Below are 17,315 nucleotides of genomic sequence, written 5' to 3'. Positions count from 1 at the left end.
ATCACCTAGGTGCGCACGCGCCCTTTCACCGAGGGGTAAGCCTCATCGGCAAAGCATCCACGCGGACGCGCTTTGACGTTCCGATGTCCGGCAGGGCTCGGTGGAAGCAGGCGAATGGGGTCGGGTACCGGCTAGCTGGATGAACTGGAGGTAGCGATGCCTGGGAAGTCGGCGAACGTCAAGAACGAGAAGCAGTACGAAGCCCTCAAGGACAAGGGAATGTCCAAGGAGCGCGCGGCGAAGATCTCCAACTCGCCGAAGTCCAGCGAACACGGCGGCCAACAGAGCGGCAAGGGCAGTAGCAGCAAGCAGGGCGGGACTACTGCCCAGAAGAAGGAGGCCGGCCGCAAGGGCGGGAAAGCGGCAGCCAAGAAGAAGTGATCGACCCTCACGGGGTCGCGCTGCACGCTTGTGGTCCGCGTGAGCCGGTGCGCCCGGCACGAACCGGAGGCCTCTCGTGACCGATGCCAAGTCCGTCCGCCCCGCAGCGGGGGTGAGAAGGAGCCATCCGGTGTTGGGCGCGCCCTTGGTCGATGCGAGCGGCTTCCACGGATTCACGGGCACCCCGACGTACGGCGAGGGCGAGGGCGCACCCCTGGACGGCGCGCTACTGCGGTCGTTGTTCTCGAACACTGTTCGCGGGACCGTGGGGTTCGAGGAGGAACTGCTGCTGGTGCGCCGGGATGACTGGCTGCCTGCGGATGCCGCCGCCGTACTAGCGGGCATCGGCGACGCCCGGGTGAAGCCCGAGCTGCCGGCGTGCCAGCTCGAGATCGCCACTGCCGTCCACGCTGACGCGGCGGGTGCCATCGACGAGCTGCGTTCGTGTCGCGCATTGATCGCTGCCGCCTGCGGTCCCGACCTGGCCGCGATCGCCGCGCCCGTCCACCCTCTCCTCGGCGGACCCACCCCGCTGTCGCCCACGGAGCGAGCTGCCAGACTCGGCGCCCGCTACCGCGAGATCATTGGCCGGCAGCTCGTCTCGTCGTTGCAGATGCACCTGGCCTTCGGCGACGCCGACTGCACGCTGGGCGTCTATCACGCGCTGCGGGATCTTCTCCCGGAGCTCGCCGCGCTCGCAGGAGCCGCCCCATTCGCCGCCGGACGCGACACCGGCCTGTGCTCGGTCCGTCCGGTAATCGCCTCCCAGCTGCCCCGCCAAGGCGTGCCCCCAATCATCGCCTCCTGGGACCAACTCGCCGACGACCTCGCTTGGATGGTCCGAGGGGGCGCGGTGGCCGACGCGTCGGAGTGGTGGTGGGAGCTCCGACCACACCTGCGCTACGGCACACTTGAGCTGCGGGTCCTCGACGTACAGGCGACCACGGATCGGACCAGCGCGATCGCCCGACTCGTACACGCGCTCGCCGCCAGGCTCACCGACCTGCACCACCTCGGCGAGCTCCAGCCGCCGGCGCCGACTTGGCGGATCGCGGAGAACCGGTGGGCTGCGCTGCGCGACGGCGTCGGCGGGGAGCTCCTCGACCTCCGCACCGGCGAGGCCCGACCTACGCGCCGTTGCCTCCACGACCTGATCGACGCGACCGAACCGTACGCGCCGGGCGGCCTGGACGACGTACGGGCAATAGTGGAGTACCCGCCGGTCGAGCACCTCCGATCGCTCGGTCCCGAGGGCGTGGTCCCGTGGCTCGCCGAGGTGTTCACGTCATGAAATTGCTGACCCTTCCGGGCGTCTTCGCCCCAATCTCCGACTCGTGGATGCCGGCCGACGCCATCCGCCAGGAACCCCTCGGACCGGGTTCGAAGGCGCTCGACATCTGCACCGGGAGCGGAGTCCTCGCCCTCACCGCGGCGCAGTGCGGCGCGACCACAACCGCGATCGACGTCTCTCGGCGAGCCCTGCTCACGGTCCGGCTGAACGCCATCCGGTACGGCCTTCGCGTCCGAACGCTCCGTGGCCGGACGTTCGCACCCTGGGGCGCTGCTCCTCGTCCACTCGTCCCTCATCGGCACCGACACCACCTTGGAGCGGCTGCGCCGGGCCGGCCTGGTCAATGTCGAGGTGCGAGCGTGCAAGCGGGGGCCGCTGGGGTCCGCTGATGCGGGCGCAGCAAGCGGCGGGGACGATCCCCGCCGATGTCGACGAAGAATACGTCGTGATCATCCGGGCGACCGCTGCCGCTTCTTGACCAGCGAATGGCTTCCGTCGCACAAAGGCTTCAGGGCGGATCTGCCACAGCGGCACAGGGCGATCGTCGCGCGGCCGGGATCGATCACCGCGCCGCTCTCGTCGCGCAGCTCGAAGGTACCCCGGACGAGGAGCGGCCCATCCTCGTAGGCGCGGATGACGGCAACGTCGGTTGGCGGTTCACTCATCCGGTGCCGGTACCCGCCGTCAACCAAAAAGGCTTGAGGCCTCGATCCGTGGGGTACCGGCGCGGGGTCGAAGGAGGAACACCATGTACCTGCCCCCACCCCGCGGGCCGCTGACCAACTGGCTGACGAGCCACCTACGTGGCAGCCGGACCATTCCGCCACCACTGGTCGACGGCCGAGCCGGCCAACCGTGGGCCTACGATGACCTGCAACTGGCCCTGTGGTGCTGTTACGAGCTGCACTACCGAGGATTCGACGACGTCGACGACACGGCGGAGTGGGACCTGGACGTCCTGGCATTCCGTGCCGAACTCGAACGTCCCTGGCTCGAATGGTTGACCGCCAGCTACCGACCCGCCACCACCGGCGATCGGCCGTCCCAGTCGCTGCGGGAACTGTGCGCCGCTGACGACGGCCCCGAGCTCGCGGCGTACCTGCATCGTCACGCCGGCCGGGAAGAATTCAGGGAGTTCGTCCTTAACCGCTCGGTCTACCAACTCAAGGAAGCCGATCCGCACAGCTTCGGTATCCCCCGCCTCGACGGGCCGGCCAAGGCCGCACTGGTGGAGATTCAGGCCGACGAGTACGGCGGCGGCCGTCCGGAACGGATGCACGCCGAGCTGTTCCGTACGACGATGCGCTGGCTCGACCTGGACGACACCTACGGCCGGTACGTGCCCGAAGTCCCGGCCGTCACCCTGGCATTCTCGAACGTCATGTCGTTGTTCGCCGTGCATCGCCGTTGGACCGGGGCGCTGCTTGGACACTTGGCCGCCCTCGAGATGACCTCCACGATGCCGAACCGCCGGTACGCCGCCGGCGCGACCCGCCTCGGAGCCGACCCGGCCGCATCTCGATACTTCACCGAGCACGTCGAGGCCGACGCGGTCCACGAGCAGATCGCGGCCCATGACCTTTGCGATTCTTACGCCCAGGACCACCCCGACGCCGTCGGCGACATCCTGTTCGGAGCAGCCTGCTGTCTGGGCCTGGACAACCTGTTCGCCCAGCACCTCCTCGACAGTTGGGCCACCCCCTCCACCAAACCGCGCTGCGTGGCTAGCTGAGCACGGAATTCTTTCCTGTAGCGACCACCACTGTCTGGGGCCGGTGCGTTGGGGTATTGGAGCGCGATGAGTGCAGGAGCAACTACTGGCCGAACTCCCTTGCCAGCACTTTCAAGAACTGGCAAAGCCAGTGGCTTCAGCTTGTCTCTCCAGGCGAACCGGCACCACCGGCTACACGACCGGGAAGCGGGCGGCAGTGCGGTTCGACAACCGGCTCCACTTCCATCCCGGTCGATATCTGGCCGGGATCGCCGCCGCGGTCACGACCGGCGGTGGCATCGTGCTCGAGGAAACCCGAGTGACCGATCTCAAGCAACAACGTGACCGAACGGTGAACTGACCACCCCGATGGGAACCGTCCGCGCCAACCAGGTCGCCGTCGCGTCCCTGCTGCCCCCGGGCCTGGTCGGTGGCTACTTCGCCAGGCTGCGGCCGTCTCGTTCGTACGCCCTGGCCGTGCGCCTGAACCAACCCGCGCCTCGCAGCATGACGATCTCCATCGATTCGCCGACTCGGTTCACTCGTCCCTGGCTCACCCCGGCCCGAACTGACTGATCGTCGTCGGCAACGGCCATGAAACCGGCGCCGATCCAGACACCGAGGATGTACGCCGATCTGGAGGACTGGACCCGATCTACCTTTGACGTCGAGAGCGACGCCATTCGTATCGGTGACGCTCACCTGAAGGTCGGCAAAGAATTCATCGGCGGCCGCGTCCCTCAACGGACCCGCCGTCGAACCGCTCCAGCCACCGAACAAACCATCGCAAACCAAACCAGGCGATAGACCGGCCGAACGTACCTCCTATGGACCGGACCAGAGACTTGATCCGCAAGGCGTTGCACCGCTGACTGTGCACGCACCGCGGCCAGGCCGCAGGAGTCGGATCCGCCCATTCCGCCCGATAGGTGCACGCTGGGATCACCTGGCTGATCGGCGACGTCCGCGAGTTCTTCAATTCACTATCCAAATAGCACCTGCCGAACGCCCCGCCGCCGCATCCCCTACCACCCCGGTAGGCGAAATACGTCTCCTTGAAGGCGAAGGTGATCGCGCGACGGTCCACTCTGGCGCAGACGGTGATCCGCCGCTACGCACTGAGATAACGTGCGAGACGGTGCCCAAGCCCGGCCGGAACCTTGCGGCGCCGGCTCAGCCCACGAAGTGATGCGGGAAGCCGCCGTACGTCTCGACCGCCTGTTTGCGCTATTGTCCGCAACCATGTTCGGTGTGCGGGGCAGGACGGCCCATCTGGCGTGGTACCGGACCGATGAGGCGGCGGCCGAGGTTGCCTTCCTGCACGGCTTCTCCGACTCTGCGCAGTGCTGGGAGCCACTGATCGGCGCGATGCCTGGGATTCGGGCACTCGCGATCGATGCGCGCGGGCACGGTGAGTCCGGGCTTCCAGTGGAACCACTCCGCTATTCCGCACAGCGCGACGATGCCGCCCTCGTCCTGTCGAGCCAGCCCCGTGACGGCGGGGTGGTCGTGGTCGGCCACTCGATGGGCGCGATGTCGGCCGCCTACCTGGCCGCGTCGAGGCCGGACCTGGTCCGTGCGGTTGTGCTGGAGGACCCGCCAACTGGAGCGCCGCCTGCCGGCCAACAGGAGGAATCGTGGTCCGAACCGAGTTGGCTCGCGGACCTCCGAGCACTCGATCTGCCTGCACGGATCGCGCGGGGCCGATCCGAGGACCCCCACTGGCCCGATGACGAGCTTGAGCCCTGGGCCGTATCGAAGGCGCGACTCAACCCCGATCTGTTCGATCTGCCGTTTCAGGAAGCGGCCCCGCTGACCGAACTGCTGGCGGCGATAACGTGCCCGGTACTGCTGATCCATGGGGACACCGAACGCGGCTCGCTGATCTCCACCGAGTACGCGGAGCAATGCGCCCGAGCAGCCGCCGGCGAATTCCGGGCGGCACACATCGCCAGTGCCGGCCATTCAGTACGCCGCGACAACCGCCCGCAGTTTCTCGCGGAACTCACCATGTTCCTCGACCAGCACCGCTGAGCGTCGAACACGCCGGCACCGGTCGCCCGTACGTGCTAGAAGCGCAGGGCGTAGACGAGGGCCCAGTCCTGGTCGTTGGCGAGGGGGTCGGCGATGTGGGCCGGGAGGTTGTTGATCGCGCTCGGATAGACGAAGGCACAAGTGGCGGTGCCGTCGGCGTGGAAGTTGGCCAGGTTGGCGCGGAGGATGGCCTGCCCGGCGGCGCGGAGTCCCTCGGTCGGGCCGAGCTCGTCGGGCCAGGAGAGATAGACGGCCGCGCTGAGGACAGACCAGTAGTGCGGGAAGACGTCTCCCCACAGACGCAGCAGCCCGAACCAGTACCCGTCCCAGTGGCGGATCGGGACATGCCGGAGCCGTACGTCGGGTTGGTCGGCGGCGAACGCGGTCAGCCAGGGCAGTCGACGGGTCAGCTCGGACGGGTCGATCGTGCCCGGCGCTTCCTGATAGGCGGCCAGCAGTAGCTCCAGCAAGGGCGCGACCATCGACTGCTCGTAGTTGACCTCATGAGGCGGCAGGTCGTCGCCGTACTCGAGGAATGCGCCGGCATGGCGAGCGAGATGCCCACGCAGCCGGGCCGCCGTCTCAGCGTCAGCCGTGGCGGCAAGCTCGCGAAGGAGCGGGCCGAGGTCGAAGGCGAGGAAGTGCTCGCCACCGAGTTCGTAATAGCGGTCGAGGATTCGGATGGCGCCTGCGTTGTCGCCTTGGCCGAGCAGAAAACGAGCGAACCACGGAAAGTTGTAGAGCCGCACGTGCCCTTCGTGCACGCTGTCGTCCGCGACCGTGCCATCGGCCGACACCAGATGCTCCAAGACGAACTGCTGGTACCCGCTGAGCGCCTCGTCCAGTTCGGCGCGATCTCCCCACCTGCGATCGCGCGCCTGCTGCAGGAGTAACGCCGTCCCGATCCGCTCTCGCGCGTCCGACCAGTCGCGCCAGCCTCCCGGCAAAACCCGCAGCCCGGATCGAGCGTCGTACGGCACGAAGGAGAACCGCCGGCTGTCGCTCAGCTCGACGGGTCGTTGGTGGTCGAGGACGAAACGCACCCGGCGCTCGACGATCTCGCGCAATGGCTCATGGAAGAGCACCCCGACCCGGGACCGCCGGTGGCCGTCGGTGACCTCGACGTACTGGACACCTGGCGTCGTCGAACTGACAACCGAAGGGCCGGCGACACCGTCAGCCAACTGCAGCTCCAGCGATTGTCCGACCTCGGCGGCGAGCACGGGCGCGTCCACGAGCGGCTGCCGGCTCGCCCGGAAGTCGGCCAGCGAATCGAACCACTCCAGTTGCCAGGTCCAACGGTACGATGCACCTGGCGCGAGCGTCAGCGGCGACTGACCGCCAAGCATGTGCGGCGCCCGCGCGTGGTCGGTGACGTGCAGGTAGATGTGGCCGCGACTGTTGCTGCTGGTCGCGCTGTCGCGTGACTCGATCGAGTACGACCAGAGCTCTCCCTCGAGTAGCCGCAGGCCAAGGCCGGGTCCACTGCCGTCCATCGGGACCGTCCAGACCCACGCGTCGGCACCGCCGGTCCATACGTGGGCGTGGACGGATTCGCGCAGGCTCTCGCGGCTCGAGCTGTACAGATCGCGCCACGGCGTACTGATCGCGAGCGAACCGACCTCCACCGGGCTGGCACCGGTATTGCGCAACTCATAGGTCTCGATCCACTGCTCGCCGAACCGCCGCCCGACCCGCAACTCCAGCTCGCCGAACCGGTAAAGCAGGTCGATCCCGGTCTGCCGCCACCGGGTGAAGGCGGGCGCGTCGAACCGGTGGCTGCCCCGCGACGTGATCACGAAGCCCTTGCCCCAATAGCGCGCGGAGTCGTGCCAGGCGTTGTCCTGAAGCAACATCGACTGCCCGCGGCCCGGATGCGAAACAGCCACCACCGATCCGTCGTCGCCCACCTCTACGGACCCGGCCCCGAGCTTGAAAGTTTCCGGCATGGCCCCAACCTAACGACGCGAACGCCGGGCCACGCAAAGGCTATCGCGAGGAGGGCGGGTCGATGCCCAGGTCCCGCAGGGCATCGGCGTACACCTCGATGTTGCGCAGTTTGACCGACTCGTAACCACGAACTAGGTCGGGGAGGTTGGCGAGTTCCACTGCGCGGTCGTACGACGCGAGGTCCAGTTCGGCGCCCAGTTTGGTGACCATCGCGCGGTAGTGGTCTCGCAGGTCGCGCTCGACCTTGCGGAGGTGCGCGTAGCCGAAGAGGTCGGCGCGGGTGCCGCGCAACGGCTTCAGCCGTGCCAGCACACGCAGTGTCCCGTGGGACCTCGGGCCGAAGGAGATCTTCTTCGTGCGGCCCATTGCCCGCAGCACCGGCGGATGCAGCTTGAAGGAGACCACGCCACCTGGGAAGGACTCGCCGGTGGAGTCGAGGAACTCCTGGTCGGTGAGGAGTCGGGCGACCTCGTACTCGTCCTTGTACGCCGTCAGCTTGAACAGGTTGCGGGCGACGGCCTCGGTGAAGCGGGTCTCGCTGGTGACGGCCTGTTCGGCGGCCGCGATCCGCGCGACGAAGTCGACGTACGAGTTGGCGAGCTTCAGGTTCTGGTACGCGACGAGGTCGGTGGCGCGCTGGGAGACGAGGCGGAGTACCTCGCCCTGGAGGCCGGCGGCCGCGACCGAGGCCGGTACGTCGCGCTCCACCGCCCGAGTGGGGGTAGTTCCCGCAGCGCGGAAGGCGCCGGGGTCGGTGACCGCCGCGCGGCCCCAGCGGAAGGCGGCGATGTTCGCGGCGACCGCGGTGCCGTTGATCTCGATGGCTTCCTCGATGGCCGCGGCGGGGAGCCGGAGAGCGCCGGTCTGGTAGGCGGCGCCGACGAGCAGGAAGTTCGCGGCGATCGTGTTGCCGAAGATCCGCTCCCCCGCCTCCAGTGCGTCGAAGTCGAACATGTCGCGCCCCGCGGTCCGGACCCGCTCCAGGAGTCCCTTCTCCTCAGGGTGCTGCACGGCCGGGTCGTACACCATCGCGCCGGTCGCGGTGCGACTGGTCGAGACGACGATCCGCGTCGAGGCATCGTTGCCGTAGGCAAGGTTCCGGTCTTCGGCGAGGGTGAGCAGGTCGAAGCCGAGGAGGCAGTCCGCAGAGCCGGGAGTGAGCCGGTTGGCCGGCTCGAGGTCACCGTCGGCGAACCGGAGGTGACCGGTGACCGGGCCCGCCTTCTGGCTCAGGCCGGTCTGGTCGAGCGACTCGACGGCATACCCGGCCCGGAACGCAGCAGTGGCGAGCACCTGGTTCACCGTGACGATGCCAGTGCCGCCGATGCCGGCCATGAAGACATTCTGGGTACCGGTGATCCGCTCCTCCGCACTGCTCGGCGCAACCGCCGGCGGCGCCGGGAAGGCCGCACGCTTCTTGCGGGAAGGAGCTTTGCGTGTACGACGAGGCGCGGTCTCAACGGTCACGAATGACGGGCAGTCGCCGTCGAGACAGCTGAAGTCGGTGTTGCAGGAGGTCTGCTCGATACGGGTCTTACGGCCGTATTCGGTTTCGACCGGCTGCACCGACAAGCAGTTGCTCTTCACGCCACAGTCGCCGCAGCCCTCACAGACCGCCTCGTTGATGACGACGCGCTGGGTACGGGCAGGCATGCTGCCGCGTTTGCGCTGGCGTCGGGCATCAGCGGCGCAGTGCTGGTCGTAGATCAGCACTGTCACGCCAGGGATCTCCCGCAGCATCCGCTGCGCCTCGTCGAGGCGGTCCCGGTCCCAGAGCAGAGTGCCGGGCGCAAGGTCGCGGCGGCGGTGCCGGCCCGGCTCGTCCGCGCAGACGATGATCTTCTTCACGCCCTCGGTGCGCAGCTTGTGGGTCAGCTGCGGCACGCTGAGCGCGCCTTCGGCGTCCTGGGCGCCGGTCATGGCGACGACGTCGTTGTAGAGCACCTTGTAGGTGATGTTCACGCCGGCGGCGATGCAGGCCTGGAGCGCGAGCTGCCCGGAATGGAAGAACGTGCCGTCACCGACGTTCTGGAAGATGTGGCCGGCATCGGTGAACCATGCCTGGCCGATCCACTGCGCCCCCTCGCCGCCCATCTGGGTGACACCGGTGACGGCGCTGTCCTCGCGATCGGAGATGGTGACCATGGCGTGGCAGCCGATACCACCACCGCCCATCGACCCCTCGGGCAGCGCGGTGGAACGGTTATGGGGACAACCACTGCAGAAGTACGCCGATCGGCTGGTGGACAGCAGCGGCAGCGGGATGCGTTTCGCGGCAGGCGGCGTGATCGCCACCAGCTCCGCCAGCACGTGCCGCAGCGGGGCGAGCAGGCGGCCCGAGGTGAGCTCGCCGTCGGCGGGGATCAGGGCACGGCCGACGGCGTCGCGCTTGCCGAGGATCTGCGGCGCCCCCGGCGTACCGTAGAGAATCTCGCGGATCTGGGTCTCGACGAACGACGTCTTGTCCTCGACCACGACGATCCGGTCCAGTCCCGCGGCGAACGAGTGAATGGTGCCTTGGGCAACAGGGCTCATCAGACCGAGCCGCAGCACCCGGATGCCCGCCTGAGCGAGTGCTTCTTCGCTGACGCCGAGATCGGTCATGGCCTGGCGCATCGAGTCATAACAGCTGCCCGAGGCAACGAATCCGACGGTGGCGTGGGCCGGGTCGATGTCGACGACGTCGAGCCCGTTCGCGACGGCGTACGTGCGAACGAGCTCCGTTCGGGGACCAACGAGATCCGCTTCGGCGCGCACGATGGCGTCGGGGCGGAGGACCATCGGGCGCTGCTCGTAGCGGTAGGGCTTGCCCTCCCACTCGATCGCGGGCGCGACCGGGATGACGTCGCCCACGGTGGGGTCGATGGCCCAAGCACCGTCGGCGACGTCCGCGACGATCTTGAGCGCGACAACACAACCCGTCGTCCGCGACATCTCGATCGCGTGCAGGCCGAGCGTCACGATCTCGGCCGCGTTGCGCGGGAAGAGGACCGGGATACCCAGCGCCGCCAACGACCGCTCGCTCACCGCCGGCACGGTCGAGGACTTCGAGGCTGGGTCGTCACCGACCAGGAGTACGGCGCCACCGCGCGGGTTGACGCCGTACATGTTGGCGTGGCGCAGGGCGTCGGTCGCGCGATCCACGCCTGGGCCCTTGCCGTACCAGAAGCCGGTGACGCCTTCGTGAGTGCCGGTCCCCCGCGGCAGGTCGATCTGGCTGCCCCAGACCGACGTCGCGGCGAGTTCCTCGTTGAGGCCGGGGACGAAGCGGATGTCGTTCTCGTCGAGCACTTCCCGCAGATCAGCCAACAGCTTGTCGAGTCCGCCGAGCGGGCTGCCCTGGTAGCCGGAAACGAAGGAGGCGGTACGCATCCCCCGACGCCGGTCGAGCGCGCGATGCTCGACGAGAAGCCGCGCGATCGCCTGTACGCCGGTCAGCAGCGTCGGCGGCCCGGACGGCCGGAACCGATCGTCGAGGTCGTACGGCGGCGCGGCGACGCGCTCCACAGTGATCTCGGCGGGGTCGATGGTCGTCGTCATCGGCTCTCCAGGGGTTCCGCGGCGGTTCCCCCGAGCCTGAGGTCTGAGCGGCTGCGCCACAAGCTGCATCGTCGAGTTTGGCGACGACCCGCAACCTCCACGACGATTAGCCAGTTCCGCACGCAACAAACCTCGCCTGCGGAGTAGAGTTTGTTGCGTGACCGATCAAGCGACCCTGGACCAGACCGATCGAAGGATCCTCGATCTCCTGCGGGAGAACGCCCGCCGCCCGCTGCGCGAGATCGCGACCGCGGTCGGGCTCACCGTCGCGCCGGTGCAGCGGCGGATCGCGCGGCTGGAGAAGCTCGGCGTGATCGAGCGGTACACCGTGAAGATCAACCACGGCCGGATCGCGACCGGCATCGAGGCGATGACCGAACTCCACTTCGCCGACGACCTCGACCTCGCGCAGATCATGGAATTCGTCGCGCAGATCCCCGAGGTCCAGGAGGTGCTCACGCTCGCAGGCGACCCCGACGCCTTGGTCCGGATCCAGGTCGAGGGCGTGGAGGACCTGCGCCGGGTCGTCAGCTCGCTACGGTCCGCCGAAGCCATCGCCAGCACCAAAACCCTCGTAGTCCTCGAACAATGGACCCGCCGCGGCTGACAAAAGAAGCGTGCACTCGATACCGAGCAGATGGTTCTCCCGGAGGTGCGCCGCCGCGACACCTACGAGCTGCTGATCTGGCTTGTCCAAGACGGCACCCGGCAATCAGGCCACAGCCGTCCTCGTGGGCTACTACCGAGCCGTCGACACCCGCGCCTGCCAGTTCACTTCGCGCCCAAAGTGTTCGGCGACCCGCTGCAGTTGGGTGACACCGCAGGCCATTGGCGTCCGGTGTGTCTCCGCAGTCAAACCGAAGATGTAGGTCGCTGCGGGAGCGGGTACCAGCATGGCGCAGCACCACCAGCCGAGTCGCGTCTCTTCCCACTCGTGGGCGATGCCGGTATCTGCGGCGCGCTGCAGCTTGCCGAGTAGCAGGCGCGGGCTGGTGACGGTGTGGGGGGTGAGCCTGGTCGGGCCGCCGGATCGGAGAATCTGCTCCACGTGCGCTGGTTTCGCCGCGAGGATGAGGTTTGCTGCTGCCGTTGGTGCAGTCATCGGAAGCCGTGAGGACCACGCGGCGGCCATAATCGGAGCGTGCTCCCGCGCATAGGCGGTGTCCAGGACGACAAGCGAGTCATGGTCGACTGTGCCCACCCAGGCGATCTGGCGAGTTCGCTCGTGCAGCTCGTGTACAAACGGCGCCGCGAGCTCCGCTGTGCCGAGCTGCGTCGCAGCATCACCGCCCAGCTCGATCAAGCGAAGGCCAAGGCGGTATCCCTGGGGATCGCGCCGGAGCATGCGCTGGTCGACGAGTTGGTTGGCGATCCGGCGGACAGTGGGCTTGGGAATGCATGTTTCGGCTGCCAGCCTGGCCAACGTTGCCGGCCCTGGGCCGGCAGAGACGGCGTCAAGAATCGCCGCTACCCGCCCCGCCACCGTGTGATCGTCCATATCTCCCCCTCTGTCATCGCAGAACTACACCCCGCCGCCAGCATGACACTTCCGCTGGGATCTGTTGCTGCCCAAAGAGGCACACCTGGGAGCCGCGAGGTCACTCAGTGACACGCTCGGCTGGTCTGGGCGAGTCGGCAGTGACAGCGTTCTACTCAGCAGCGGACCTGGCCGCGAGCTCATAGAGGCCAACAACAGCCAGTAATCAAAGGGAGATCACCTATGCCTGCGTACAAGGACGATCCAGTCATCAGCCGGAACCAGACCGGACATGCGGACTTCGACGGTGGTGTGTACGGCGAGAGCAACGTGTTCAACGGCGTGCGTGGCGTCAGCTACGCCCCGGGGCACGGGGCTGTCGTCGGCATCAGCGAGGTGCCCATCCCCGATCCGCCTGACCCGGCCAAGAACCCTGGGCCGGGCGTGTACGGGCAGAGCAACGGCGTCGGGGTGGTCGGCGAGGGGAAGACCTGGCACGGCGTCTTCGGCCACACCGAGTCGACGACCGGGGGCCACGGCGTGGCTGGTGACGGCCCCACCGGCGTCTCGGGCGTGGGCCGCACCTGGATCGGCGTCTACGGCGAGACCCACGCCGACGCCGCGGCCGGTTCGTCTGGCGTACTGGGCGAGGGCCTGAACGGCGGCGTCGGTGTCAAGGGTCACGCCCGGGCGCCGGGGATGGCCGGCGTCGCCGGGTACCAGCTGTCCCACCAGGGACCCGGCGTCTACGGCGAGGGAGCCCCCGCCGGCTACTTCAAGGGCGATGTGGTGGTGACCGGTGACCTCCTGCTCGAGGGGGCGGACTACGCCGAGGAGCTCACCGTGGCCGAGCCGACCGTGGCCCCGGGCATGGTGGTCGTCCTGGACGACGAGGGAAGGATCCGGCCCTGTATCGACGACTACGACCCGCGGGTCGCCGGTGTGGTCTCCGGCGCTGGAGGCGTCCGGCCGGCGTTGGTCCTCGACCGCCACGACGGCGGCGCGCCGGTCGCCCTCATGGGCAAGCTTTGGGTGTTGGCCGACGCCTCCGAGGCGCCGATCCACTGCGGCGACCTGCTGACTACCTCGTCTACGCCCGGGCACGCCCGCCGGGTGACCGAGCGGGAGCGCGCCTTCGGAGCGGTGGTCGGCAAGGCCCTGACGGAGCTGCCGAGCGGGACCGGCCTGGTCCGCGTCCTCGTGAGCGCCAGCTGAGGGGGCTGCCGTGTCACGCATACGCATGGCGGTCGAGATCCGCAACGAGTCGTCGGTCCCCCTGGTGTGGGAGCGGGACGAGCTGCCCTGGGGCGAGTGGACCAGCCCCTGGTACCCGTCGGCCCGCAGCCCCATCGCCCCGGGGACCACCGCCGAGTGGCGAGCCGAGGGCGACCTGTTCCTCGGCCCCACCACTGGCACCGAGGGCAGCGTCTGGTACCGGGTTGACGGCGACCCGAACCGGCACCTCTACATCCACTTCAACAGCCCGCTCGTCGAATCGCAGTACGGCAACACCTTCCACGTGTGGGCGCCGGCAGGGTTCGAGGCGGCCTACAGCGGCGGCCAGGGCCACAGCGCCCGGCTGATCATCCGCTTCCGGGACAGCGCCCGGCGCGAGGTCCGGGGGTTCACCCCGTCGGTCAACGGCTTCCAGTTCGACAACTCGTGGAGCCCGGATCTGCCGGCCATGACCGTCGGCTTCCTGTGGAACCGCATGCTCGACGAACTGGGCAGCGCCGCGGGACCGCTGGGCATCGCCCGGGTGGACGACAACTGGTTGCCCCTGACCCACGCCGACGCCGGGCTGTGCGGCGGCATGGTGTTCGCGGCGATGGACTACCACGCCGCGGGCGAGCGACCTCCGGCCGCCACGTCGGCACCAACCTCCGCAGACGACCCGCTGTTCCAGTTCATCCGGGACCGGCTCTTGGACAGCTTCGACATCGCCGGATCCGGCCATCGCTGGCTCGGGTACTCGTCGCCCCACTACCCCAACGGCGACGAGGGATTCATCCAGGTCGCGGGGCTGGCGCGGGGCCGGGCCTGGGTCACCTACCGGGACGAGTGGCCTCGGATCCGGGACGACATCGACGCCGGGCGGCTGTCGCCGATCGGACTGATCCAGACGGACACGCTCGACGTCGGCCGCAACCACCAGGTCCTGGCCTTCGCCTACTCGCAGAGCGGCCAGGTGGTGCAGCTGTGGATCTACGACCCCAACCACCACGGCCGCGACGACCTGATCCTCGAGTTCGACGTCACCGACACGGCTGGGGAGGTCCACGTCCGCCGGCTCAACCACACGTCGGACAAGCGGATCTTCTGCATCATGCGTACCAACGGCTACAACCCCCACTCCCCACCGGGCGGGCGCCCGCTGACCATCCGTCAAGCGCTCCGGCGCACCACCGGCCGGTCGAACGGCAGGATCCCCCACGACGTTGGACTGGCCCGACCAGCCTCGCTCCGAGGATGGCTGGCGAGCATCTGACGCCCGCGACGTGCGAGGTCGACTGGTACCACGAGTACTCCGTGTAGGCCACTAGGCGTCAGGGGGCGAAGAAGTCCAGCTCGATGATGCTGGTCCAGTTGTTGGTGTCGTTGCCGTAGCCGGTGAGACGGATCAGGCGACAAGGCAACTGCGGTGCGTCAACCGTCTTGAGGTCGTGCCACATGCCACCCACCTCTTCGCGGAGCCCGGCGCCCTCGCGCGAGTCGCCGAACTGGCGCGAGACTGGTTCCGTACTCACCTCCACGACTGAAATGAAGGCGCCGTGTGGCCGACGGAACCGGCTGAGCTGGCCTCGCTGCAGCATGAGCTCGCTCGAGTGACGCCCACGCCCTGGACACCGCCGACCGGCTACCTCGTGGCCGGATGCTGGGTCTGCTTTCCTCGCGGAATGTCAGGTCCTGGCGATGCAGATGATCCGGCTTGGGCTGCCGCCGTCGTCATGGACGGCCGCCGCGTGATCGGACGATGCGTGCTCGACGGTCGCGCATCAGCGCCGTTTGTTCCAGGGATGCTAGCGCTCAGGCTGGGTCCGCTGCTGGAGGTCCTCATACGGCGTCTCGCTCCGCGGCCGGACGTCGTACTGCTGGATGCGACCGGACGTGATCACCCTCGGCGGGCCGGCCTGGCGCTGCACTTCGGAGCAACGGAGGATCTGCCCACGGTGGGCGTGACTCACCGTCCGCTCTTGGCCGAAGGAGCCTGGCCTTCCGACAAGCCCGGTGCGACCTCACCGTTGACCATCGGCACCGACCATGTCGCCACCTGGGTCCGCACCAAACCGGGAACCCGGCCACTCGTCGTACACGCCGGCTGGCGAACCGATCCGGATACCGCCGTCGAGGTCGTCACAGCCTCACTCGTCGACCACCGCACGCCGGAGCCGCTGAGGGTCGCCCGTGAGGCCGCGCGCAGAGCTCGTGCGGGGCAGTAGTAGTTGATGTGGCGGTCGGCAATACTCGCACTTCGGCGCCGAAGGCTCGATCTGAAAGGCACCGCCAGGCAGGCATGCCTCACTCCCCTTATATCAATAGGCCGAGGATTAGTGCTTCCCGTTGTTCCAGGCTGACCGCATTGGCGACTTCGTTGCCGACAGCCACAATTTGCAGGCGGCCGCCTCCCCTCCCCCCACGAGTCGTCGCGACCGCACAGCCCGCGAGTGGACGCGTTCCGACCCGCAGAAGGGGGAGGCGGGTCACCGGGGAGTCGGTGCAGCCTCGGTCGGTCGCTCGAGCGCTTCGGCCCGGTCGGCCGTGGACCGTCGTACAGGGTGCGTCCCCATTCCCCAAGCCCGCGGGCGCCATCTGTGGACATCTCTCCCGCAAGGTGTCTGGTCATGTCTCGCCTGTCAGTTCGGGCGGGGTGGGGCGGTGGTGGCGCCGGGTTGGAGTTTGGCGGGGATCAGTTGGGGTGGGAGGGAGGCGGCGCCTTCCAGTTGGCGGATGAGGGCTTCGGTGCCGAGCTGGCCCAGTTCGGGGCCGGGCGTTCGCATGATGGTGAGTTCGGGGTTGGACAGGGCCGCGGTTTCGGGAGCCATCAAGAGCGGGAGGACCGAGATCTGCGCCGGTACGTCGTACCCGAGGCGGCTGAGGCCGGAGGCGACCCCGAGACCGGCATATTCGTTGATGACCAGCACGGCCGTGGTGTCAGGGTGTTCGCGCATCAGCCGCGCCGCGGACTCCTGGCCGGCTCGGGTCGTGTCCGCGCACACCAGCACGACGGTCTGCAAGCCGTAGTCCGCGCAGACCCGGCGGTACGCCGCCTCGGTACGGACGTATGGCCCGTGGTTGTGGAAGCGCGGATCGGCGAGGTCCCCCGCGACTAGCGCGAGCTTGCGATGGCCCAGGCCGTACAGGTGACCGATCGCGTCTTCGACGGTCGCGTCGAAGTCGATGTCGACGTGGGACAGGCCGTCCAGCTCAGTGGTCCGGCCGATCATCGCGAACGGCGTCCCGGTGCTCTGCAGGATGGCTACCCGAGGGTCGTCGAGCTGGACCTCCATCAGCACGACGCCGTCGACCAGGCTCTCCCCGACCAGCTCGTGCAGCTCGGTGCCGTCGTTGCCGACCGGCCACAGCACCAGGTGGTAGTCCTGCTTGCGCGCCGCGGTGGCCGCACTGGTGAAGAACTCGGCCGCCGAGAAGCCGAACCGATGGTCGAGGGCCGGATACGCCATCGCGATGATGCGCGTGCGCCGGCTGGCCAGCGCACGGGCCACCACGTTGCGGCTGTAGCCGAGCTCGGCCATCGCCTGCTCGATCCGCGCCCGGGTGGCCGCGGTCACCGGTTTGGTGTCGTTCAGCAGGAAGGAGACAGTCGCGATCGACACGCCGGCGCGATCCGCAACGTCCCGCATGGTCACCATCGAGCCGGCCCTCCCTGAACTCTTGACAGCGGTGTGACCCAAGGAACATAGTCCTTGGCA

The 17,315-nt window shown here is 68.3% G+C and carries 17 protein-coding genes; 11 read left to right on the top strand and 6 right to left on the bottom strand.

The window, feature by feature from the left end:
- Positions 1-156 precede the first annotated feature (156 nt).
- The 3 genes from OG394_RS04655 (at position 157) to OG394_RS04645 (ending at position 2,061) form a co-directional block, all read left to right on the top strand.
- Positions 157-381: a DUF7218 family protein gene (locus OG394_RS04655; protein WP_328993618.1), complete on the top strand. Its 225-nt coding sequence runs from the start codon at positions 157-159 to the stop codon at positions 379-381.
- Positions 382-511: 130 nt separating this feature from the next.
- A complete protein-coding gene (locus OG394_RS04650) occupies positions 512-1,672 on the top strand; it encodes a carboxylate-amine ligase (RefSeq protein WP_328993617.1) in 1,161 nt (386 codons plus the stop codon).
- Positions 1,669-2,061, top strand: coding sequence for a 50S ribosomal protein L11 methyltransferase (locus OG394_RS04645; protein WP_328993616.1), 393 nt, complete (start codon positions 1,669-1,671; stop codon positions 2,059-2,061). The genes OG394_RS04650 and OG394_RS04645 overlap by 4 nt, the downstream gene beginning before the upstream one ends.
- 60 nt (positions 2,062-2,121) lie before the next feature.
- On the opposite strand, the gene OG394_RS04640 is transcribed toward OG394_RS04645, so the two are convergent.
- The gene (locus OG394_RS04640) at positions 2,122-2,337 is read right to left on the bottom strand and encodes a CDGSH iron-sulfur domain-containing protein (RefSeq protein ID WP_328993615.1); all 216 of its coding nucleotides are present in this window, start codon (positions 2,335-2,337) and stop codon (positions 2,122-2,124) included.
- Positions 2,338-2,420: 83 nt separating this feature from the next.
- On the opposite strand from OG394_RS04640, the gene OG394_RS04635 reads away from it, so the two are divergent.
- The 4 genes from OG394_RS04635 (at position 2,421) to OG394_RS04620 (ending at position 5,417) form a co-directional block, all read left to right on the top strand.
- Positions 2,421-3,404, top strand: a complete 984-nt coding sequence (locus OG394_RS04635) for an iron-containing redox enzyme family protein (RefSeq protein ID WP_328993614.1) — start codon at positions 2,421-2,423, stop codon at positions 3,402-3,404.
- A gap of 130 nt (positions 3,405-3,534) precedes the next feature.
- Positions 3,535-3,744 carry an FAD-dependent oxidoreductase gene (locus OG394_RS04630; protein WP_328993613.1) on the top strand — a complete coding sequence of 70 codons (210 nt, stop codon included), beginning with the start codon at positions 3,535-3,537 and terminating at the stop codon, positions 3,742-3,744.
- Between the two features lie 8 nt (positions 3,745-3,752).
- Positions 3,753-3,959, top strand: coding sequence for a hypothetical protein (locus tag OG394_RS04625; RefSeq protein WP_328993611.1), 207 nt, complete (start codon positions 3,753-3,755; stop codon positions 3,957-3,959).
- A 675-nt stretch (positions 3,960-4,634) separates the two neighbouring features.
- Complete coding sequence (locus tag OG394_RS04620; protein WP_328993610.1) at positions 4,635-5,417, top strand: alpha/beta fold hydrolase; 783 nt, start codon at positions 4,635-4,637, stop codon at positions 5,415-5,417.
- Positions 5,418-5,452: 35 nt separating this feature from the next.
- On the opposite strand, the gene OG394_RS04615 is transcribed toward OG394_RS04620, so the two are convergent.
- Complete coding sequence (locus tag OG394_RS04615; RefSeq protein ID WP_328993609.1) at positions 5,453-7,366, bottom strand: hypothetical protein; 1,914 nt, start codon at positions 7,364-7,366, stop codon at positions 5,453-5,455.
- A 40-nt stretch (positions 7,367-7,406) separates the two neighbouring features.
- The gene (locus tag OG394_RS04610) at positions 7,407-10,907 is read right to left on the bottom strand and encodes an indolepyruvate ferredoxin oxidoreductase family protein (RefSeq protein ID WP_328993608.1); all 3,501 of its coding nucleotides are present in this window, start codon (positions 10,905-10,907) and stop codon (positions 7,407-7,409) included.
- A 157-nt stretch (positions 10,908-11,064) separates the two neighbouring features.
- Here OG394_RS04610 and OG394_RS04605 point away from each other — a divergent pair, with 157 nt between their 5' ends.
- Positions 11,065-11,514 carry an Lrp/AsnC family transcriptional regulator gene (locus OG394_RS04605; RefSeq protein WP_328993607.1) on the top strand — a complete coding sequence of 150 codons (450 nt, stop codon included), beginning with the start codon at positions 11,065-11,067 and terminating at the stop codon, positions 11,512-11,514.
- 132 nt (positions 11,515-11,646) lie between these two features.
- On the opposite strand, the gene OG394_RS04600 is transcribed toward OG394_RS04605, so the two are convergent.
- Positions 11,647-12,405 (bottom strand): IclR family transcriptional regulator, encoded by a 759-nt coding sequence (locus OG394_RS04600; RefSeq protein ID WP_328993606.1) that lies wholly within the window; start codon positions 12,403-12,405, stop codon positions 11,647-11,649.
- A gap of 222 nt (positions 12,406-12,627) precedes the next feature.
- Between OG394_RS04600 and OG394_RS04595 the strand changes: the two genes are divergently transcribed.
- Positions 12,628-13,599 (top strand): hypothetical protein, encoded by a 972-nt coding sequence (locus OG394_RS04595; RefSeq protein ID WP_328993605.1) that lies wholly within the window; start codon positions 12,628-12,630, stop codon positions 13,597-13,599.
- A 10-nt stretch (positions 13,600-13,609) separates the two neighbouring features.
- On the top strand, positions 13,610-14,872 hold the full coding sequence (locus OG394_RS04590) for a hypothetical protein (RefSeq protein WP_328993604.1): 1,263 nt from the start codon (positions 13,610-13,612) through the stop codon (positions 14,870-14,872).
- Positions 14,873-14,930: 58 nt separating this feature from the next.
- Here OG394_RS04590 and OG394_RS04585 read toward each other — a convergent pair whose 3' ends face one another.
- Entirely contained in the window at positions 14,931-15,131 is a 201-nt protein-coding gene (locus tag OG394_RS04585) for a hypothetical protein (protein ID WP_328993603.1), read from the bottom strand.
- A gap of 150 nt (positions 15,132-15,281) precedes the next feature.
- Here OG394_RS04585 and OG394_RS04580 point away from each other — a divergent pair, with 150 nt between their 5' ends.
- Complete coding sequence (locus OG394_RS04580) at positions 15,282-15,824, top strand: endonuclease V (RefSeq protein WP_328993601.1); 543 nt, start codon at positions 15,282-15,284, stop codon at positions 15,822-15,824.
- 414 nt (positions 15,825-16,238) lie between these two features.
- Here the strand turns inward: OG394_RS04580 and OG394_RS04575 are convergent, their stop codons facing one another.
- Positions 16,239-17,255, bottom strand: a complete 1,017-nt coding sequence (locus tag OG394_RS04575; RefSeq protein WP_328993600.1) for a LacI family DNA-binding transcriptional regulator — start codon at positions 17,253-17,255, stop codon at positions 16,239-16,241.
- Positions 17,256-17,315 lie beyond the last annotated feature (60 nt).

Origin of the sequence: Kribbella sp. NBC_01245, from assembly GCF_036226525.1 — a bacterium.
In the GTDB taxonomy this organism is placed as follows: Bacteria; Actinomycetota; Actinomycetes; order Propionibacteriales; family Kribbellaceae; genus Kribbella.
The sequence above is the reverse complement of the archived record's forward strand: the minus strand, read 5'-3'. Positions and strand labels throughout refer to the sequence as shown.